The 20,017-nt window shown below is 73.4% G+C and carries 19 protein-coding genes; 10 read left to right on the top strand and 9 right to left on the bottom strand.

The window, feature by feature from the left end; all coding sequences use genetic code 11:
• The first annotated feature begins 3 nt into the window (after positions 1 to 3).
• Together ACSNN8_RS27200 and ACSNN8_RS27195 are read left to right on the top strand one after the other, a co-directional pair.
• Positions 4 to 1,728, top strand: coding sequence for a sensor histidine kinase (locus ACSNN8_RS27200; RefSeq protein WP_436652418.1), 1,725 nt, complete (start codon positions 4 to 6; stop codon positions 1,726 to 1,728).
• Positions 1,719 to 2,375 (top strand): response regulator, encoded by a 657-nt coding sequence (locus ACSNN8_RS27195; protein ID WP_436652417.1) that lies wholly within the window; start codon positions 1,719 to 1,721, stop codon positions 2,373 to 2,375. The genes ACSNN8_RS27200 and ACSNN8_RS27195 overlap by 10 nt, the downstream gene beginning before the upstream one ends.
• A gap of 48 nt (positions 2,376 to 2,423) precedes the next feature.
• Here the strand turns inward: ACSNN8_RS27195 and ACSNN8_RS27190 are convergent, their stop codons facing one another.
• The 4 genes from ACSNN8_RS27190 to ACSNN8_RS27175 form a co-directional block, all read right to left on the bottom strand.
• The gene (locus ACSNN8_RS27190) at positions 2,424 to 2,663 is read right to left on the bottom strand and encodes a hypothetical protein (RefSeq protein WP_436652416.1); all 240 of its coding nucleotides are present in this window, start codon (positions 2,661 to 2,663) and stop codon (positions 2,424 to 2,426) included.
• 149 nt (positions 2,664 to 2,812) lie between these two features.
• Positions 2,813 to 4,558 (bottom strand): potassium channel family protein, encoded by a 1,746-nt coding sequence (locus ACSNN8_RS27185; RefSeq protein WP_436652415.1) that lies wholly within the window; start codon positions 4,556 to 4,558, stop codon positions 2,813 to 2,815.
• A 47-nt stretch (positions 4,559 to 4,605) separates the two neighbouring features.
• Positions 4,606 to 4,992 (bottom strand): DUF6394 family protein, encoded by a 387-nt coding sequence (locus ACSNN8_RS27180; RefSeq protein WP_436652413.1) that lies wholly within the window; start codon positions 4,990 to 4,992, stop codon positions 4,606 to 4,608.
• A gap of 76 nt (positions 4,993 to 5,068) precedes the next feature.
• Positions 5,069 to 6,247 (bottom strand): zinc-dependent alcohol dehydrogenase, encoded by a 1,179-nt coding sequence (locus ACSNN8_RS27175; RefSeq protein ID WP_436652411.1) that lies wholly within the window; start codon positions 6,245 to 6,247, stop codon positions 5,069 to 5,071.
• A 143-nt stretch (positions 6,248 to 6,390) separates the two neighbouring features.
• Between ACSNN8_RS27175 and ACSNN8_RS27170 the strand changes: the two genes are divergently transcribed.
• On the top strand, positions 6,391 to 8,547 hold the full coding sequence (locus tag ACSNN8_RS27170) for a beta-glucosidase family protein (RefSeq protein ID WP_436652409.1): 2,157 nt from the start codon (positions 6,391 to 6,393) through the stop codon (positions 8,545 to 8,547).
• Between the two features lie 42 nt (positions 8,548 to 8,589).
• On the opposite strand, the gene ACSNN8_RS27165 is transcribed toward ACSNN8_RS27170, so the two are convergent.
• Complete coding sequence (locus ACSNN8_RS27165) at positions 8,590 to 8,754, bottom strand: hypothetical protein (RefSeq protein WP_436652407.1); 165 nt, start codon at positions 8,752 to 8,754, stop codon at positions 8,590 to 8,592.
• 35 nt (positions 8,755 to 8,789) lie between these two features.
• Positions 8,790 to 9,566, bottom strand: a complete 777-nt coding sequence (locus ACSNN8_RS27160) for a phosphotransferase (protein ID WP_436652405.1) — start codon at positions 9,564 to 9,566, stop codon at positions 8,790 to 8,792.
• Positions 9,567 to 9,618: 52 nt separating this feature from the next.
• On the opposite strand from ACSNN8_RS27160, the gene ACSNN8_RS27155 reads away from it, so the two are divergent.
• Entirely contained in the window at positions 9,619 to 10,062 is a 444-nt protein-coding gene (locus ACSNN8_RS27155; RefSeq protein WP_436652404.1) for a hypothetical protein, read from the top strand.
• A gap of 81 nt (positions 10,063 to 10,143) precedes the next feature.
• Here ACSNN8_RS27155 and ACSNN8_RS27150 read toward each other — a convergent pair whose 3' ends face one another.
• Positions 10,144 to 11,556: an LVIVD repeat-containing protein gene (locus tag ACSNN8_RS27150; protein ID WP_436655430.1), complete on the bottom strand. Its 1,413-nt coding sequence runs from the start codon at positions 11,554 to 11,556 to the stop codon at positions 10,144 to 10,146.
• Positions 11,557 to 11,720: 164 nt separating this feature from the next.
• Between ACSNN8_RS27150 and ACSNN8_RS27145 the strand changes: the two genes are divergently transcribed.
• From ACSNN8_RS27145 to ACSNN8_RS27120, 6 genes are all read left to right on the top strand, one after another.
• On the top strand, positions 11,721 to 12,383 hold the full coding sequence (locus tag ACSNN8_RS27145) for a DUF305 domain-containing protein (protein ID WP_436652402.1): 663 nt from the start codon (positions 11,721 to 11,723) through the stop codon (positions 12,381 to 12,383).
• 9 nt (positions 12,384 to 12,392) lie between these two features.
• Positions 12,393 to 13,505 carry an NAD(P)H-dependent flavin oxidoreductase gene (locus ACSNN8_RS27140; protein WP_436652401.1) on the top strand — a complete coding sequence of 371 codons (1,113 nt, stop codon included), beginning with the start codon at positions 12,393 to 12,395 and terminating at the stop codon, positions 13,503 to 13,505.
• On the top strand, positions 13,505 to 15,016 hold the full coding sequence (locus ACSNN8_RS27135) for an acetyl-CoA acetyltransferase (protein WP_436652400.1): 1,512 nt from the start codon (positions 13,505 to 13,507) through the stop codon (positions 15,014 to 15,016). The genes ACSNN8_RS27140 and ACSNN8_RS27135 overlap by 1 nt, the downstream gene beginning before the upstream one ends.
• Positions 15,017 to 15,074: 58 nt before the next feature.
• Complete coding sequence (locus ACSNN8_RS27130) at positions 15,075 to 15,518, top strand: hypothetical protein (protein ID WP_436652398.1); 444 nt, start codon at positions 15,075 to 15,077, stop codon at positions 15,516 to 15,518.
• A gap of 25 nt (positions 15,519 to 15,543) precedes the next feature.
• A complete protein-coding gene (locus ACSNN8_RS27125; protein ID WP_436652397.1) occupies positions 15,544 to 15,990 on the top strand; it encodes a hypothetical protein in 447 nt (148 codons plus the stop codon).
• 82 nt (positions 15,991 to 16,072) lie between these two features.
• Positions 16,073 to 18,145, top strand: coding sequence for an MMPL family transporter (locus ACSNN8_RS27120; RefSeq protein WP_436652395.1), 2,073 nt, complete (start codon positions 16,073 to 16,075; stop codon positions 18,143 to 18,145).
• 22 nt (positions 18,146 to 18,167) lie between these two features.
• Here ACSNN8_RS27120 and ACSNN8_RS27115 read toward each other — a convergent pair whose 3' ends face one another.
• Positions 18,168 to 19,145: an IS481 family transposase gene (locus tag ACSNN8_RS27115; RefSeq protein ID WP_436652394.1), complete on the bottom strand. Its 978-nt coding sequence runs from the start codon at positions 19,143 to 19,145 to the stop codon at positions 18,168 to 18,170.
• Between the two features lie 66 nt (positions 19,146 to 19,211).
• Entirely contained in the window at positions 19,212 to 20,000 is a 789-nt protein-coding gene (locus ACSNN8_RS27110) for a nucleotidyltransferase domain-containing protein (protein WP_436652392.1), read from the bottom strand.
• Positions 20,001 to 20,017: the final 17 nt, after the last annotated feature.

Raw genomic sequence — 20,017 nt, 5'->3', positions numbered from 1 at the left:
GGCATGTTCACCGGCGGCCGGCACGCCTATCCTGCTGTCATCGACGGGCTGCGAGCTCCGAGCCGTACGCTGCGGACCGCCCTGGCGCTGGCAGCGCCGGCCGCGGCGGCGATGTCGATCGCTCTCGCCCGCCCGGCCGGGCGGCTCGCGCCGGCTCTGCTGTTCGTCTGGATCCTGCTGGCGTACGTCGTCTGCGGCCTGATCGCCTGGACGCGCCGGCCGGGCAGCGCGTTCGGGCGGCTGCTGGTGCTGGTCGGCTTCGGCGCCGCGCTGTCCAACCTGGCCTGGTCGCCGCACCCGCTGCTGTTCACCGTCGGGCAGGCGGTCGACCTGCTGGTCGTCGCCCTGTTCCTGCACGTCTTCCTGGCGTTCCCCAGCGGACGGCTGAGCGGGTGGCCGCGCGTGCTGGTAGTCACGGCGTACGCGGTCTCGATCGGTCTGCAGCTGACGGCGATGGCGCTGGGCGCGTTCGGGCCGGACAACCTGCTCGCCGTCGCCGACCGGCCGCTCGCCGCCAACGTGGTGCACGCGGTCGAGCTGCTGTCGCTGAGCGCGCTGCTGCTCGCCGGGGTCGGGCTGCTGGCCGTGCGCCTGCGGGCCGGCCCGCTGCGGCGCTCGGTGCGCTGGCTGGTGGGCTCGTTCGCGCTCGGTCTCGTCTCGCTCGCCGTGCTGCTGGTGATGGGCATGCTCGCCGTCCCGGGCTTCACGGCGGTGCAGCGGGTGACGCTCGTGGTGCTCGGGCTGGCGCCGGTCGCGTTCCTGGCCGGGCTGCTCGACGTGCGGCTGGCCCGGGCCTCCGTCGGCGAGCTGGTGGTGGCGCTGCGCTCGGAGCCCGACGACCTGACGCCCGCGCTGTCGCGGGCCCTGCGCGACCCGACCGCGTCGCTGCTCTACTGGCTGCCGCAGTACCGCACCTGGGTCGACCACGACGGCCGGCCGCGGACGCTGCCCGAGCCGGCGCGGGTGATCCGGCGCGACGGGCAGCCGGTCGCCGCGATCGCCCACCATCCCGACGTCGCCGCGGAGCCCGACCTGCTCGACGCGGTCGCGGCGGCGGTCGAGATGGTGCTCGACAACGGGCGGTTGCGCGCGGAGCTCAAGGCGGGTCTTGCGGAGGTACGCGGTTCGCGCGCGCGGGTGCTGGAGGCCGGCCGCCGCGAGCGCCGCCGCCTCGAGCGCGACCTGCACGACGGCGCCCAGCAGCGGCTGGTCGGGCTGTCGCTGCGGCTGAGCCTGCTGGAGAACCGCCTCGGCGCCGACCCGTCCGCCCGGCAGGCGGTCGCCGAGGCCCGCGCCGAGGTCGCCACGTCGCTGGGCGAGCTGCGCGACCTCGCCCACGGGCTCTATCCGGCGGTGCTGAGCGGGCACGGGCTCGCGGTGGCGCTGGAGTCGGTGGCCGCCCGCGCGCCGGTGCCCGTCCGGCTCGAGATCGGCATCGACGGGCGGCTGCCGGAGGCGATCGAGGTGGCGGCGTACTACGTGGTCTGCGAGAGCCTGACGAACGTGGGGCGGCACGCGCGGGCGACCGGCGCCACGGTGTCGGTGCGCAGGGCGGGGGAGGCGCTGATGGTGCAGGTCGAGGACGACGGGGTGGGCGGCGCGGACACCGAGCAGGGCAGCGGGCTGCGCGGGCTGGCCGACCGGGTGGAGGCGCTCGGCGGAACGCTGCGGGTGTGGAGCCCGGCGGGCGGCGGCACGCGGCTGCGGGCGGAGCTGCCGTGCGGGTAGCGATCGCCGAGGACAGCGTGCTGCTGCGCGAGGGGCTGGCCGGCCTGCTGACCGACGCGGGCTTCGAGGTGGTGGCCCGCTGCGGCGACGCGGTCTCGCTGCTGCGGGCGGTGGCCGCGCTCGCGCCGGAGGTGGCGGTGGTCGACATCCGGATGCCGCCCACGCACACCGACGAGGGGCTGCGGGCCGCGGTGCAGATCCGCACGGCCCATCCGCGTACGGCCGTGCTCGTGCTCTCCCAGCACGTCGAGCCGGCGCTGGCCATGACGCTGTTCGCCGGGTCGGCGTCCGGGGCGGGCTACCTGCTCAAGGACCGCATCGGCGACGTCGCGGAGTTCGTCGACGCCGTACGCCGGGTCGCCGCCGGGGGCGCCGCGGTCGACCCGGTGATCGTGTCGTCGCTGGTGGCGCGGCACCGGCCGGACGACCCGCTGGCGGTGCTGACCCCGCGCGAGCGCGAGGTCCTCGAGCTGATGGCGAGCGGTCACTCCAACCAGGGCATCGCCGATCGCCTGGTGCTGACGCTGCGGGCCGTGGAGAAGTACGTGTCGAGCATCTTCGGCAAGCTGGGCCTGCCCGCGACCGGCGCCGAGTCACGCCGCGTGCTGGCCGTGCTGCTCTATCTGCGGCCCGGCGACGGCCGGTGACGCGCCCGCCCCGACCGTCGGGGAGGCCGGGGTGGACGCGCGCAAGGGTCAGCCGCGGCGGACGGTGGGCAGCCGGGAGGCTCGGATGGTGGCCCGCCGAGGACCGATCACCTGCCCCTGGTCGCTCACTTCGACACCCTCCACCTCGTACCAGACATCGCCGTCCTGCTGCAGCGGCGCGCCCGCCAGCACCCGGCTGATCCGGATGCGCAGCGGGCCGATGCCGTAGCGGTAGTCCTCCTCGGCGAAGGTCCAAATGGTGCCCGCGGGTCTGTCGTCGATGGTCATCTCACCTCGCGGGGCCGGGCGGCCGTCGGCCGCGATCGAACGCGCTCCTGTCCGGAACGCTGGCGTCCATCCTGCGCCGACCGTCGCACACGCACAAGGGCATCTGCACGTGCAAGTGCGCTTGCATGAGGGATGTATGTCCGATTGTCTTATGTATCGTCCGACGAACGCACCGGCGTTTCGGGGGAACTGGGTGTTCGCCCAGTCACGCGCTGCCACACCCAGCCGGACGGAACGGTACGTCCGGCGAGCACGTACTCGGCCACCACGCGGTTGGTGAGCGTCTCGAGCAGCGCCCGCCGGGCACCCGACCGGCCCACCAGCAACAGCTGGTCCCCGGCCGCGAGCGTCGTGTCCTCGGCGGGGCCGAGCACGGTCTCGCCGTCGCGCACCAGCATCAGCGGCACGGCGTCGAGGTGGACGTCGCGGTCTCGGGGGTTGCGCAGGAGGTCGCCGAGCCGCGCGCCGCCGGCGAGCCACGGCTCCAGCCCCGGCGTCTCCTTCGCGGTCAGCGTGACCTTCCAGAGGGCGCCCAGCCGCATCCCGCAGTGCGCGCGCATGCGGTCGAGGGTCTCCGCGGCCCACTCGTCGCCGCGGCCCGGCATCTCCTGCAGGAAGCGCCACAGCAGCGGCGTGCTCAGCCGGGCGTAGATCTCGCGGGCCGCCATCTCGCTTGGCACCAGCAGCCAGTCGATCTCCATGGCCGCGAACAGCGGGGCGGTCGCCGGGCGGTTCTGGCGGGCGCCGACGAACAGCGACGGGTTCGCCTTGCGGGCCGCCGCCACCAGCGACAGATTCGTCGCGTCGTTGTCGGTGCCGGCCACGAAGCCCGCGGCCCCGGCCAGGTCGGCCTCTGCCAGCACGGACGGCTCGGACGCGTCCCCCTCGATGAACGTCAGCCCCGGCGCCTCGTCCGGCCGCGGGTCGATGACCGTCACGTCGATGCCCTCGGTGCGCAGGTCCTCGGCGAGCTTCTGCCCGAACCGGCCGTACCCGCTGATCACCCAGCGCCCCGACCTCGGCGGGCGTCCCGGCTCGGGCATCGGCGCGTCCTCGCCGCCGATCAGCCAGGACTGCAGCAGGTACGCCGACGGCGCGTGCAGGGCCAGCCGCAGGTGATCGCCGTACCGGTCGAACGGGTTGATGACCGTGGGGGAGCCGAAGGCCCGCATCCGGTGCTCGATCGCGGGCGACACCGTCCGGGCGAGCACCGGCAGCCCCGGGCGGACCAGGGCGGCGGTCATCGCCACGGTCAGGTTGACCTCGTCGTCGTCGGTCAGCGCCACGACGCCCTCGCAGGCCGGGTGCTCGAGCCCGGCGATGCCCAGCGTGTGCGGGTTCGCGCCGTTGGCGACCAGCCCGGGGATGTCGGCGTAGTAGGGGTCGATGTCGAGGGTGTCGACGTGCTCGGGCGTGGCGTCGACCACGACCAGCCGGCGGCCGAGCGCGTCGAGGGCCCGGCCGAGCAGCTGGCCGGTCTGGCCGTACCCGACGACCAGCAGGAACGGCTCGCGCAGCCGCCGCACCGTACGGGTGAAGCGGCGGTGCGCGAGCGCCTCGCGGAACGCGCGGTCGCGCAGCGTGGCCAGCAGCGCGCCGATGGCGTACGCCCATCCGATCACGGTGAGGTAGATGGTCGCGGTGACCCAGAGTCGCTGCGCGCCGGTGAACGGGTGCGGGATCTCGCCGTACCCGATGGTCGTGGCGGTGTAGCTCATGAAGTAGAACGCGTCGAAGAACCCCATGTGCACCGGGTTGCCGCCGTCGTCGCGGCCCGGGATCAGCGTGAGGCCGAAGACGCTGATCGCGAAGATCAGGATCAGCACGATCAGCGGCGCGCGCATGCGGCGCAGCACCAGGAAGACGGTGGGCGAGCCCTCGGTGGGCCGCGCCATGTGGGTCCGCCGCCGGGGGCCGCCGCCGTGCCGGCGTCCGCGCGGGCTCATCGCCGGTGGAACGTCGTGGTCTCGATCACCAGCAGCGACACCGAGACCAGGTTGGCCAGCAGCGCGCCGCCGGAGAGCGACACCACGCTGGCGGTCGCCTCGGGGGTCATGCCCGCGGAGGAGATCTGGGTCGCGTAGACCCAGGCCAGCGTGGCCGCGATCAATTGCAGGTCGGCCACCAGGCTGGTGGCCAGGTGCACCGCCCCGATCTGCGTGCGGTCGCCGAACTTCAGCACCGTGGCGATCAGGTTGACCACCACCGCGGCGAACAGCTCGTACTCGTTGTGCAGCACCGGATCATCGATGTCGCCGATGAAGAACCCGAAGTTGAGGGTCGCGGCCAGCAGCACGAAGAAGCCGAAGATCACCTTTTCCAGACTCATGCGTCGTCCCCACCTCAGGCCTCACGGTAGTGCAGCGTTGCCGCTCCGGGCCCTCCTTTCCCCTGTCTCTCCCGCTTCAACCGGCTCCCGGCTCCCGGCGGGCGTTGGGCCGCAGCGTCACCTTGACGGCCGAGGCGCGCGGGCCCGCGGCGGCGGTGGACAGGGCGGCCCGCCAGTCGGCGAGGTCGAACACGTGGGTGACGAGGGCGTCCACCGGATACGAGGGGTCGGAGAGCCACTCGACCGCCTGCGCCATCGTGGGGCGCCCGCCCAGCGACGGCTCGGGACCGGAGTTGACGGTGCCCTGGACGGTGAGCTGGCGGCTCCAGACCAGCGACCAGTCGGCGCGCTGACGGCCGGCGGCGCCGACCAGGACGAGCATGCCGGTGGGGCGCAGCAGGTGCAGGGCGAGGTCCAGCGTGGAAGGCCGGCCCACGCAGTCGACCACCACGTCGACACCCTGCTCGAGCAGCGGCCGGGACAGGCGCGGGCGCACGACCCGGCCGCCGTGCAGCTCGGCCAGCGTCTCGACGACCCGGGGACCTGCGGGCAGCGTGCGGTCCGCCCCGGCCGCGGCGGCGAGCGAACCCGGGCCGACGGCGGTGATGTCCAGGTCGGGGTGCAGGCGGCGCAGGGCGGCCATCACCAGCAGGCCGATGGTGCCGGGACCGATGACCACGGCGCGGTCGCCGCGGCGGCGCCACTGCAGGGCCGCGTGCAGGGCGATGGAGGCGGGCTCGGCCAGCACGGCGCGGTGGGCGGACAGCGCGCCGACGCGGTGCAGCTGGGTCTCGTGGGCGACGAGCTGCTCGCCCCAGCCGCCGCCCAGCGCGGCGTCGAAGCCGATGCCGGGGCCGTGGCACCCGGCGGCGCCGGGCTGGTCGAACCGCTCGCAGACATAGGGGAGGCCGTCGCGGCACGAGCGGCACGGCGGGAACCCGCGATGGACGCAGGACACGACGGGGTCGACGACGACCCGCTCGCCGGCGTCGGTGACGGCGACGACCTCGTGGCCGGGGATCTGGCGGCGGGCGGGGTAGAAGGCGCTCAGCACCGGCGACGACTTGGCGTGGGCCACGGCCACGTCGCTGCCGCAGATGCCGGACAGCTCGGGGTGCAGCCGCACCCACCCCGGCGCGCGGGGCAGGGCCGGCGCCGGCAGGTCGTCGCGCAGCGACAGCAGCAGGCCGGGGCGGCGGGTGGCGGCGGTCAGCAGGTAGCGCGGCACCGACAGATCGGCGAGGACGGCTCGCATCCCCCGACTGTCGATCGGCGACGGTCGCTGCGCAAGGTGCGGATCGTGCTACAGCGCGTCCACCTCGTCCTAGCGACGGTCATCACTGCTTCCGGAGGATGTGCACCACGGACGAAACATCACAGCAACAGTGGGAGCGCTGGATGAAACGTATCAACAAGGCGGCCGTCCTGGCTCTGCTGGCGCCGCTCGCGATCGCGGTCACGCCCGCGTCGCCGGCCGCGGCGGCGGACTGCTCGGCGTATCCGTGGATGGACACCCGCAGGTCGCCGGAGCAACGGGCCCGGGCGCTGCTGGCCGCGAGCACGCCGCACCAGAAGTACCGCTGGCTGGTCGAGCAGCCCGCCAACAGCCCGCAGCAGACCGAGTGGGCCGACGGGGTCGTCTACCCCGCCCAGGTCCCGTGCACCCCGACGGTCGTCTACTCCGACGGGCCCGACGGGGTGCGGTTCACGCCGGGCGTCACCGCGTTCCCGGCCACGATCGCCACCGCGGCGACGTTCAACGAGCCCCTGGCGTACGTGAAAGGCGCGGCGCAGGCGGCCGAGGCGTTCGGCAAGGGCAAGAACGTGCTGCTCGCGCCGGGCCTGGCCAGTGGGCGTACGCCCCTCTCCGGCCGCACGCCGGAATACCTCGGCGAGGACCCGCTGCTCACCGGCGTGCTCGCCGCCGCGGGCACGCGCGGCATCCAGAGCAGGCCGGTGCTGGCCACCCTCAAGCACTACGTCGCCAACGAGCAGGAGCTCGACCGGCAGACCAGCTCCTCGAACGCCGGCGAGCGCACGCTCCGCGAGATCTACGACCTGCCGTTCGAGATCGCCGTCGAGCGCGGCGACCCGGGAAGCGTCATGTGCTCCTACAACCAGGTCAACCACGTGTACGCCTGCGAGAACCCGCGGCTGAACCAGGTGCTCAAGGGCGACATCGGCTTCGACGGCTACGTGATGAGCGACTTCGGCTCGGTGCACTCCACCGCGCCCAGCCTGGTGAACGGGCTCGATCAGGAGCTCAACCGGCCGATCTGGTTCACCCCGGCCCGCCTCGACGCGGCGCTCGCGGCCGGGCAGATCACGCAGCGGCAGATCGACGACGCGGCGTTCCGGGTCGTCCGGTCGTACCTCCGCGGTGGCCTCTTCGACCACCCGCTGCCGGCCACGCCGGTCGCGGACGCGTCGACGCCGGCGCACAAGGCGGTCGCGCGCACGACGGCGGAGCAGGGCTCCGTGCTGCTCAAGAACGACGGCCTGCTGCCGCTGAACCCGCGCAGCGGCGACGAGATCGCGGTCATCGGGGCAACCGCGTCCCGTACGCCCACCGGCGGGATCAGCGCCTCGTCGGTGTGCAGCCTGCCGTGGCGCTTCGGCAGCCCGCAGACGCTGCAGTGCGAGGACCTCGTGTCGCCCGAGGAGGGCATCCGCGCGCGGGCCGCCCGCGACGGCGCGACCGTGAGCTTCGACAACGGCAGCGACGTGGCCGCCGCGGCTGCGGCTGCAGCGAAGGCGGACGTGGCGGTGGTCTTCGCGTACGTCCGGATGGGGGAGTTCGCCGACCTGACCGACCTGCGCCTGCAGGGCAACGGCGACGCGCTGGTCTCGGCCGTCGCCGCGGCCAACCCGCGTACGGTCGTGGTCCTGCAGACCGGAAGCGCGGTGGAGATGCCCTGGCTCGACCGGGTGCCCGCCGTGCTCGAGACCTGGTACGCCGGCGAGCAGATGGGCCCGGCGGTCGCGGCGCTGCTGTTCGGCGACGCCAACCCGTCGGGCAAGCTGCCCCTGACGTTCCCGAAGTCGCTCGCCGACACGCCCACCGCGGGCAGCCCCGAGCAGTACCCGGGCGTGCCGGTGGACGGGATCCGGCAGGTGTCCTATTCGGAGGGTCTGCGGGTGGGCTACCGCTGGTACGACAGCGAGGGCATCGATCCGCTGTTCGCCTTCGGGCACGGGCTGTCGTACACCACGTTCCGGTACTCGGACCTGCGCGTCGTCCCGGCCCGCGGCGACGTCCGGATCTCGGTGCGGCTGACCAACACGGGCCGGCGCACGGGCACCGAGGTGGCTCAGGCGTACGCGAGCCTGCCCCCGTCGACCGGTGAGCCGCCGAAACGGCTGGTCGCCTTCTCCCGCGTCACGCTCGCCCCCGGGCAGAGCCGCACGGTCGATCTCACGCTGTCGCGCGCCGACCTGCGGGACCTGCACCTGCTCCAGTACTTCGACGGCGCCTGGAAGACCGCCAGGGGCACGTACGGGATCCAGGTGGGCGGCTCGTCGAAATCCGGGCTGCGGGCCGCGTTCCGCCTCTGAGGCCCGCCGCGGGGGCCGCCGCGCGGCGGCCCCCGCTCACGGTCACTCGGGCAGCGGCACGTCGCTGTTGCCGTGGAAGTCCTCCGGCTCGCCCTCGCCGCCCGCGGCCGGGTCCCGGTGGCCGAGAGCCGTCTCGCCGGGCAGCTCCTCCATCCGCTCCTTGGCGATCTCCTCGAGGGTCTGGTCGTTCTCGTTCACGTCCGACATCGCGCATCCTCCGTGGTCTCGTGGTGGCTACGCCTCTACCCCGCGGGGCCCGGCTCGAAAAGGTGACGGTGGTCGCGGCTCCACCGGATCCGGTCGGCGGTCTCGTCGAGCAACCCCGTCCGCTGCCACTCGGCCTGCGGCTGCAGGCCCTGCCCGGCGAGCCGGCGGGCCCGCCGCCAGACCGCCTCCTGCTCGGCGATCACCTCGTCGACCAGCCCCGCCACCGACTCCAGGCCGTACGCCCCGGCGAACAGCTCCATCCGCCGGCGGCGGTCGGGCGGCCGCGGATAGGCCAGCCACCGCAGGCACATCGCGTCGTCGCGGAACGGCGCCACGTACTCCAGCGCGTACGCGACGTCCTCCACCGGCCGCCCCGGCCACGCGTAGTCCCAGTCGAGGATGCCCACCGGCTGCGACCCGCGCCAGACCAGGTTCCACGGCCCGAAGTCCCCGTGGCGGATCAGCTCGCCGTCCCTCGTGGTGCCCGCCCACCCCGCCTCGGCCGCCGGCCGGAACCCCCGCACCGCGTCGTGGTAGCACCGCAGCAGGCGGGCCATCGCCACGAGCCCGTCCTCGTCGACCACCCGGGCCCAGCCGTCCGCGCCCGAGTCGCCCTCGAGGTAGGTGAGCACCTCGCGCCCCTCGTCGTCGATGCCGAGGAACCGGGGCGCGTACGGGAACCCGATGCTCTCCAGGTGCCGCAGCAGCTCGTGCACCGAGGCCGACCACGGCTGCAGAGGCCGCCGCACGGTGTCTCCCACCCGGACCACGTTGCGGTGCGGCTTCTCCTGCAACATCTCCTGCTCGGCCATGCCTGCGAGGCTATCCGCACCTCCGGCCGCCCCGGCAAGGGAGAATCGGGCCATGGACGACGCTGCGCGGCAGGCGGTCGTGGCGGCTCTCGTGGAGCTGGCGACCGGCGACGACCACCGGGACCGGGCCGATGCGGGGCGGGCGCTCGCCGCCTTCGCCGAGATGCCGGCGGCCCGGGTGGCGCTGCACCGGCTGGTGCTCGACGGCCGGGACACGTACGTCACCTGGAGGACGGCCGAGGCCCTGCTCCGCCGGCACGACGCGCTGGGAACGGTGATCGTGGCGCAGGCTCTGGGCGAGGCCGACGACAACCACGCGCACTGGATCCACACCGCCATCGACGACGTGTTCCTGCTCTATGCCCAGGAGCGGGACGCCGCGGTCGAGGCCCTGACCGGGGAACGGGGGAGAGGCGCCGAGCTGATGCGCGAGGCGCTGCTCGCCCTGAGGCCGATCCTGCATCCCGCGCACCCGTGGCCGCCTCCCGGGGGATGAGCGGAGAGCGGGCCGGACGGGATCGGCGCGGTGCCCGCCCTCCGCGGGGGGAGGACGGGCACCGGGATCGGGTTGCGGTGACTACCAGCGCAGGAAGTTGTCCTGGGTCTGGGCGTTGAAGACGTCGGTGCGGAAGTGCTTGGCCACCGCGGTGCGGATGTCCCTGAGCTCCAGCACGTCGATGCCCTTGGTGATGTCGTTGGAGTAGATGAAGCCGTTGTACCAGTACGCCGACCACGAGCCGCCGCCCGTGAGGGTGGTGGTCGAGATCGGGCCGCGCTCCCAGAACGCGATCTCCTTGGGCTTGCGGGAATTGGTGAAGTCCCACACCGAGATGCCGCCCAGGTACCACGCCTGCACCATGATGTCGCGGCCGGGCACCGGGATCAGCGAGCCGTTGTGGGCCACGCACACCTCGGTGTCCGCGTTGATCCGCGGGATCTTGAAGTAGCTGCGGAACTCGAGCCGGCGCTTGTCGCCCTTGCCGACGATGTCGTAGACGGCGTCCGCGCCGCGGTTCGGGCCGACCGCCTCGTTGCAGGTGGCCGCGCCGCCGCCGCCGAGCTCGTCGGTGAAGACGACCTTGGTGCCGGCGTTGTTGAACGTGGCCGAGTGCCAGAACGCGAAGTTCTCCACGTCGCGGACCGTGGTGATGACCCGCGGGCTGGTCCGGTTGCTGATGTCGAACAGCACGCCGTCACCCATGCAGGCGCCGGCCGCGATGTTCTTCTCGGCGTACACGGTGATGTCGTGGCAGCCCGTCGTCGCGCGCTGCTCGGGCCGCGGGCCGCCCGGGTTGCCGCCGTCGGGGAACACGACCGGGGTGGCGACCACGGCCGCGGCCGTGGGGTTGCGCACCGGCACCTTGACGACGGAGATCTTGTCGTGCGGCAGCGCGCAGTTGGGCAGGTCCGCGGCGGCCAGGTTGTACGACGAGACGTACAGGTAGACGTTCTTCTCGCCGCGCTTGCCCGGCACCAGCGTCAGCGTGTGCGAGCCGCAGTCGGTCTTCACCGACTTGAGGTACTTCGGCGTCAGCGGGTCGCTGATGTCGAAGATCTTGATGCCTTCCCAGCGGTCGCCGGGCACCTCGGTGGTCGACGCCGCGTTCGTGCAGGTGTCGTTCGTCCGCTGCGAGTCGGTGCCGAGGAACAGCAGGTTGCCGCTGATCGAGATGTCGTTCTGCGAACCCGGGCACAGCACCTGCGCCGCGATCGTCGGCGCCTTGGGGTTCTTGACGTCGTAGACGTAGAAGCCGTCGTAGTTGCCGCCGAACGCGTACCGGCCCTTGAACGTCCAGTCCGTGTTCGTGCCGGGCAGCACGGCAGACTTGTCGAGGTGGGCGACCTGCTTGAGGTTCGGGCTGCTGACGATCTCGTCGACGCCCGGGATGGCGCCCGGATCGGCGGGTGCCTGCGCCGCGCTGCTTGCCGGGGCCGCCAGCATGCCGGCGGCCAGGGCGGCCGCGCCGACGGCGGCCAGGCGCTTGAGCATCCGCCCTCGTGGGGCAGTGTGCTTCATGGGACTCCTTCCCTTGACGCATCCCCCGCTGAAGGTGAGCGCGCAACGATGCGTATTCATCTTGGTCGCTACAGTAGTGGCCGGAGCGCGATCGGGGAACATCCTCGGAGATCCATACTGGAGGTTCGGTGGGCCGGGTGAGGACATCGACGCTTGCCGCTGTCGGGGTGATCGTGGCGGGGGCCGTGGTCGTGGCCGTCGCGGCCCGGTCGGGCTCGGACGACTCGGCGGCGGCGCCCCGGCCGAGCGCAAGCGCCACCGCGCCGCAGCGGGTGGTGCTGCCCGGCGCCCCGGGCGACGACGCCGTCGTGACCGACTCGGACAAGGTGAAGGCGCCGGACGGCTCGACGTTCAACGCGATCGACACGACGTTCGTGCAGATGATGATCGTCCACCACCAGCAGGCGATCGAGATGGCCGGGCTGGCGCCCGGCCGGGCCGGCAACGAGCGCCTGGCGGCCCTGGCCGCACGGATCGGCGCCGCGCAGCCGTTCGAGATCAACTACTTCCGGGCCTGGCTCAAGGAGCGCAACCTGCCCGACAGCGACCCGTCCCACGACCACGGCGCCATGCCGGGCATGCAGACCGAGGCGGACCTGGCCGCGCTGGCCGCCGCGAAGGGTCCCGCGTTCGACAGCAGGTTCACCGCGATGATGACCGACCACCACCGCGGCGCGCTGCGGATGGCGGGCGACGTCATCAAGGGCGGCAGCGACGAGAAGCTGCGCGAGGTCGCCAACGAGATGGCGGTCGAGCAGGGCAGCGAGATCCGGCGCCTCGCCGAGGTGACCGACGGGTAACGTGTCGGCATGCGTACGGCCCTGACCGACCTGCTCGGTGTCGAGCACCCCATCGTCGGCTTCAACCGCTCGCCCGCCGTCGTCGCCGCGGTCACCAACGCGGGCGGCTTCGGCGTGCTGGCCGCCAGCGTCTACGGCCCCGAGGAGCTCGACGCCCAGCTCACCTGGATCTCCGAGCAGGTGGGCGGCAGGCCGTACGGGGTGGATCTGCTCGTCCCCGAGAAGTTCGTGCCCGGCGACCCGGCCGACCTGGTGGCCAGCATGCGCGCCCAGATCCCCGAGGAGCACCTCGCGTTCGTGCGCGGGCTGCTCGAGAAGTACGACATCCCGCCCGCGCCCACGGTCGACCACCAGCAGGTCGCCGCGTCGCTGACCACGCCCGGCGCGGTCGCGCTGCTCGACACCGCGTTCCGCCACCCCATCTCGCTGATCGCCAGCGCGCTGGGCACCCCGCCACCCGAGCTGATCGAGCGCGCCAAGGCCGCCGGGGTGGTGACCGCCGCGCTGGTGGGCCAGGCCAAGCACGCCGAGCGGCAGATCGCCGCGGGCGTGGACGTGCTGGTCGCGCAGGGCACCGAGGCGGGCGGGCACACCGGCACGATCGCCACGATGGTGCTGACGCCCGAGATCGTCGACATCGCGGGCGACCGGCCGGTGCTCGCGGCGGGCGGCATCGCCGACGGGCGTCAGATGGCCGCGGCGCTCGCGCTCGGCGCGGCCGGGGTGTGGTGCGGGTCGGTCTGGCTTTCCAGCGCCGAGGACGTGGCGGTGCAGGCCATCAAGCGCAAGTTCCTGGCCGCGAGCAGCGCGGACACCCTGCGCTCCCCGACGCGTACGGGCAAACCCGCGCGCCAGTTGAAGACCGCGTGGCACGACGAGTGGGCGGCGCCCGGCAGCCCCGCCCCGCTGCCGCTCCCGCTGCAGCCGATGCTCGTCGACGACGCGTGGCAGCGCATCGACGCCGCCGCCGAGGCCGGGCACGAGGGCGCGCTGAAGCTCGAGTCGTTCTTCGTCGGGCAGGTCGTCGGGTCGTTCCGCGACATCCGGCCGGCCGGCGAGATCACCCGCACCATGGCGGCCGACTGCGAACGGCGCATCCGCGAGCTCGCCGGACGGCTCTGATGCTCGACGAGCGGACGCCGGTGCTCGTCGGCGCCGGTCAGGTGTCCGAGCGTCCCGGCGAGCCCGGCTACCGGCAACGCCGTCCGGCCGACCTGGCCGCCGACGCGGCGCGCGCGGCGCTGGCCGACGCCGGGGTCGAGGCCCGCGCGATCGACACGGTGGCCGCCGTGCCGCAGTTCGAGATCTCGCTGCCGTGGGCCGTGCCGCTGCTGGGCGCCTCGGACAACTTCCCCCGGTCGGTCGCGAACCGCCTCGGGGCCGAGCCTCGCCGGGCCGTGCTCGAGGTGGGCGGCGGGCAGGCCCCGCAGCACCTGGTGAACGAGTTCGCCGCCGCGATCGCGGACGGCGACGCCGACGTGGTGCTGCTGACCGGCGCCGAGGCCATCTCCACGATCGCCGCGCTGGCCGCCCGCGACGACCGGCCGGACTTCACCGAGAGCCCCGGCGGGCAGCTCGAGGCGCGCGGGCACGGGCTCGACGGCATCGTCTCGGCCCACCACGTCGCGCACGGGCTCTCCGACACCTCTTCGCAGTACGCGCTGTTCGACAACGCCCGCCGCGCCCGGCTCGGCATGTCCCGGGCGGAGTACGCCGCGGCGATCGGCCGGCTGTTCGAGCCGTTCACCGCGGTCGCCGCCGCCAACCCGCACGCGGCGGCGCCCGTCTTCCGCGACGCCACGACCCTGATGACGCCGACCGCCGCGAACCGGCCGATCGCCGACCCGTACACGCGCTACGTGGTCGCCCGCGACAAGGTCAACCAGGGGGCGGCGCTGCTGTTGACGTCGGTCGCGGCCGCGCGGCGACTGGGCGTACCCGAAGATCGGTGGGTCTATCTCGCCGGGCACGCGGACCTGTCCGAGCGCCCCCTGCTCGAACGCGCCGACTACGCCACCTCGCCGGCGGCCGTGCGGGCCGCGCGCCACGCGCTGGAGGTCGCCGGCATCACGGCGGCGGACCTGACCACGCTCGACCTCTACAGCTGTTACGCCGCACCGGTTTTCGTGCTGGCGGAGGCGCTCGGCGTGGCGACCGACGACCCGCGGGGGCTGACCGTGACGGGCGGGCTGCCGTTCTTCGGCGGGCCGGGCAACAACTACTCGATGCACGCCATCGCCACGACCGTCGCGCGGCTGCGGGCCGCCCCCGGCACGTACGGGTTCGTCGCGGCCAACGGCGGGCTGATGAGCAAGCACTCGACGGGCGTCTACACCACCGTCCCGTACGCCTTCCGGCCCTCCGCGAGCGAGCGGATCCAGGCCGAGCTGGACGCCGTGCCCGCGCCCGCCGAGGCCCTGCGGGCCGACGGTCCCGCCGTCATCGAGACCTACACGGTGAAGCACGCGCGCGACGGCAGGCGGGAGGGCGTCGTGCTCGGCCGCCTCGCCGACGGCCGTCGCTTCGTGGCCCGCGCCGACGCCGTGCTCGACCTGCTCACCGACGGCGAGCCCATCGGCGCGCCCGTGGTCGTGCGCTCCACAGCGGACGGCAACGTGGTCGCTGCCCGCTGAGCTGATCCACAGAACTCAGGCCACGCTCAGAGACCGTTGCCCAGACTCGGAGACGTTCATGCAGGAACGCCGAACGGGGGACGCGATGGGAACGACGAGCAGACGTACGGTCCTGGCCGCAGGCGCCGGGCCGGCGACCGCGAGCCTGCTGCCCGTCTCCATCGCATCGGCGGCGGCCGCGGCCCCCGCGAAACTGGGGCTGCGGCTGCCCGCGCCGAGCGGGCCCTTCCCGGTCGGCACGACGGACCTGCACCTGGTCGACCGCTCGCGCGCCGACCCGTACGTGACCTCGCAGCCCTACCGCGAGCTGATGGTCAACCTCACCTACCCGGCCTCGCCCGGCGGCCGGGGCCCGCGCGCCTCCTGGCTGACCCCCGGCTGGGCCACCCGGGCCGACGAGACGTTCGCGTTCGTCCGGGTGGGCTTCGCGACCCGCGGCGGCGGTGCGATCCCGCGCCGCCGCTCCCGGCCGTCCTCGCCCGTCGTCCGGGCGGTGCGCTGACGCCGGGACGCGTACCCTCTGCGCGGTGACCGTCGTCCTCCGGGTGCTTCTCGTGCCGCTGGGCATGCTCGCGGCCGGGCTGGCTGGTCTCGGGGCCGTGCTGCTCTCCGGCCCCCACCCGGCCGACCCGGCCGTCACCTCCGGCGGGTACCTCTTCCTCTTCCTGGCCGGCGGCCTCGTGGCGCTGACCGTCGCGATGCTGCGCGGCAATTTCCCCGCCTGGGTGCTGACCTGCGTGCTCGCCGGCTGCGTCGTGCTGCTGCCGGCGGCGTTCGGGCTGTCCGACGTTGTGGAGGGGCTGGGCGGCGCGGAGCCGGTGTACGTCTCGGAGATGACCGCCACCTCCACGGCCCCGGCGACCGCGGCGACCGCGTTCGCCGGCTTGTCGACGTTGCTGACCTACGCGGGCGCGGCGTGGGCGGTCGTCATGCTGCTGCTGCCCGCCACCCGCCGCGACCTGCGGCGCCGCTAGCGCCCATTAGGCCGGGCGCAAGTCGATTGCAAGCGGGCCACGGCAGGGTCTCCTCCGACGACCGTACGGAGGAGAGACCACCATGTCCCGCATGCTCGGCCGGCTCGGAGGAGCGGCCGCCGCACACCCGTGGCGCACCATCGGCGCCTGGCTCATCGTGCTCGCCGCCCTGAGCGGGCTGTCCGCCGCGTTCGGCGGCGCCCCGCAGGACGACTACAACGTGCCCGGCACCTCGTCGCAGGCGGGCACGGAGTTCCTGCGTGAGCACTTCCCGCAGATGTCGGGCACCGACGCCCGCGTGGTCGTCCACGGCGACCGGCCCCTCGACCCGGCGCCGCTCGAGGCCCTGCGCGGCCGGCTGGCCGAGATGGACGGCGCCGCGATCGTGGCGCCGCCGCGGCTGTCGGCCGACGGGGACACCGCGATCGTCGGCGTGCAGTACGACATCCCGGTCACCGACTTCCGCGGCACCGAGGGCGTCGACGCGCTGCGGGCGGCCACCGAGCCGCTGGCCCGCGACGGCCTGCAGGTCGAGCTGGGCGGGCAGGTGGCCGAGAACATCCAGGCGCCCAGCGGCACCGCGGAGGCCGTCGGCATCGTCGCCGCGCTGCTGATCCTGGCGTTCGCGCTCGGCTCGGTCGTCGCGGCGGGACTGCCGATCGGCGTCGCGATCGCGGGGCTGGCGGCGAGCGCGGCGCTGCTCACGCTGGTCGAACGGGTCACCGACGTCAGCGGCACCGCGCCCACCATCGCGACGATGGTCGGGCTGGGGGTCGGCATCGACTACGCGCTGCTGCTGGTGGCCCGGCACGTCGAGGGGCTGCGCGCCGGGCTCACCCCGCGCGGGGCGGCGGCCGCTGCCACCGCCACCGCGGGCGCCTCGGTGGTCGTCGCCGGGCTGACCGTGCTCGTGTCGCTGTTCGGGCTGCGGCTGTCGACGCTGCCGGCGTACTCGTCGTTCGGGTACGCCACCTTCCTCGCCGTCGTCTCGGTGATGGCAGCCGCGCTCACGCTCGTGCCCGCGCTGTGCGGGCTCGCCGGTCACCGGGTGCTGCCGCGCCGGCGCCGTACGGTGGCTGGGCCCACCCTCACCGCGCGCTGGGCGGCCCGGGTCTGCCGCCGGCCGGTGCTCGCGGCGGTGGGCTCGGTCGCGGTGCTGGTGGCCCTCGCCGCGCCGATGCTGGGCATGCGCACGTGGCCGCAGGACGCCGGCAGCCAGCCCGAGTCGAACACGACCCGCCGGGCGTACGACCTGGTGGCGTCCGAGTTCGGGACGGGCGCCAACGGTCCGCTGGTGCTGGCCGTGGACCGGGCCGCCGTGCCGGACCTGGGCGCGCTGACGGCCGCGCTGCGCGCCGAGCCGGGGATCGCCTCGGTGGCGCCGCCGGTGGTCGAGGGTGACGCCGCTGTCATCGTGGTGGAGCCGCGGACGGGACCGCAGGACCAGGCGACCACCGCGCTGCTGCGCCACCTGCGCGACGACGTGCTTCCCGAGGGCGTACGGGTGACCGGGCTCGTGGCCGTGTTCGCCGACATCTCCGACCGTCTCGCCGAGCGGATGTGGATCGTCGTGCTGTTCGTGGTGGCGGTCTCGCTGGTGCTGCTGACCATGCTGTTCCGCGCCCCGGTGGTGGCGGTGAAGGCGGCCGCCATGAACCTGCTGTCTGTCGCAGCGGCGTACGGCGTCCTGACCCTTGTCTTCCAGAACGACACCACGGCCCGGCTCGTCGGGCTGCCGCACGCCGTGCCGGTGTCGAGCTGGGTGCCGGTGCTGCTGTTCGCCGTCCTGTTCGGACTGTCGATGGACTACGAGGTGTTCCTGCTGTCCCGCGTGCGCGAGGACTGGCTGCGCACCGGCGACGCCCGGGGCAGCGTGATCCGCGGGCTGTCGGCGAGCGGCCGGGTCATCGGCAGCGCGGCGGCCATCATGGTCGCGGTGTTCACCGGCTTCGCGCTCGACCCCGACGTGACGGTCAAGACGATCGGCATCGGCATGGCCACCGCCGTCCTGGTCGACGCGACGCTGATCCGGCTGGTGCTGGTCCCGGCCACGATGACCCTCCTGGGCCGCGCCAACTGGTGGCAGCCTCGCCTGCGGATCCGGGCGAAAGCCGAGCGGACCGAGCCGGCCCGCGAGGCCGAGCCGGTCGGCTAGGTGTGCATCTGCCAGAGTCGGTTTACACCTGGGTCTGACTCTTTTGCTTAAGTCGTTCGTAGGGTGTCTGGCCGTCCAGGGCGCCGTGTGGGCGGTGGTAGTTGTAGTAATCCTCCCATTCGCGCAGCTTGTCGTTGAAGACGCCGGTGTCGTCGATGACGACGCCTTCGAGCATGCGGTAGAACTCTTCGGCGTCGATGCGGTGGGACCGTTCGACCTTGCCGTTGAGGTGCGGCGATGCGGGTTTGATGTAGGTGTGGGCGATGCCTTGGTCGAGCACGTGCCAGTGGAACTGGGTCTGGAACTCGGCACCGTTGTCGGTCTGGATGACCTCCACCCGAAACGGCAGGCGTTGCAGCACGTAGTCGAGGAACTGGATGGCGGTCTTCTGATCGCATCGCGGGTAGATGCGCAGCACGCGCAGCCGGGTGCAGTCGTCGATCGCGGTGAACTGGTAGTACCTGGCACGGCGGCGTTGCTTGGGTAGCCGGCCGGTGATCGGCGCCTTGCCGGCCGCGGGGTCGGCGGGCAGGCCGATCGGCTCGATGAACTTGACGTCGATCTGGAGCCGGTTGCCGGGAAGTGGTTTCTCGTAACGTTTCCAGCGTTTCTCGCGGCTGGTGTAGCGCTGCGAGGCGGGCAGCCGGTTGAGGCCGAGGCGGACCAGGATGTTGTAGATCGCCGAGCTGGTGATCGTGATGTCGTGGTATCGCTTGAGATACATCTGGATCTTCACCGGGCCGAAGTGATAGTTCTGCCGCAGGTAGACGATCTTGTTGACGATGTCGGCATGCGTCGCGGTCGGGCAGTGGTGCGGGGCGCTCGAGCGATCGCGCAGGCCGGTGAGGCCTTCGTCCTGGTAGCGGCGCAGCCATTTGTAGTAGGTCGGCCGGCTGATGCCGTAGTAGCGGCAGGTGCGGGCGACGTTGCCGGTGACTTCTTCAACGTGCCGCAGAACCGCCAGGCGATGCTGTGCCTGACGGTCCAGCTTCTGGTCCATCGACGGGGGCATAAGTCTCCAACGATCGGAGACCCGAAGTGTTAACAACCTCTGGCAGTTTTAGAGCTAGGTGAGCCGCTGGGCGTCGTCGTAGAGCATGTCCCAGAAGGCGAACAGGTCGCGCCGCCTGCTCAGCGGGTTGCCGTACAGCGGGCGCCGGCTCGACCGGGTGCGCAACCGCAGGCTCTCGCGGACGATGCGTTCCCACCGCGGCGCGAAGGTTGCCAGCGCGTGCCGGGCGCCGCCCTCCTTGCTCGTGATGGCGCCGGTGGCCAGCGTGTAGTGGATGCGGCTGAGGCCGGTGACGCACCACACGACCGCGTAGGGGGTCAGCGACGCCACGCCGTGCACGCTGGTCAGTCGGTCGCCGGCGTGCCGCAGGCGGCCCCAGTAGCTGTCCAGGTTCTCGCGGTCCCACCGGCGCAGCTCGGCGGCGTCGGTCCACAGGTCGAGGCCGGCGACCGCCGGGCCGCGGCAGGGCACGCCGCACTGGGCGAGGGTGTGCCGCTCCACCGGGCCGGCGACGGCGGGACCGGGGTGGAAGCGGCCCTCGTGCGAGTGCGGGCCGCCGGTCGCGGGGGCCGCCGCCAGCTCGGCCCGGGTGAGGTAGTAGCCGTCGAAAGTCGGGCGTCTCCGGTACGACCGCAGGCGCCGGTGCGTGCGAGCGAGAGCCTCCGCGGCGTCGCGCGCGGGGGCGCTGGTGACGGCCAGGAAGTCCACGTCGCTGGTGTGCGGGCGGAACTCGCCGAGCGCGACCGAGCCGACGAGGTAGAGCCCCTCGACGAGCCCGGGCGCCTCCTCGTCGGCGATCCGCAGATAGGCCCGCGTCACGTCGTCCGCCTCGGCCGGCATCATGCTGCCGACCCTAGCCG

Origin of the sequence: Actinoplanes sp. URMC 104, assembly GCF_051386375.1 — a bacterium.
GTDB lineage: Bacteria > Actinomycetota > Actinomycetes > Mycobacteriales > Micromonosporaceae > Actinoplanes.
This window is presented reverse-complemented; position numbering and strand designations above follow the sequence as displayed.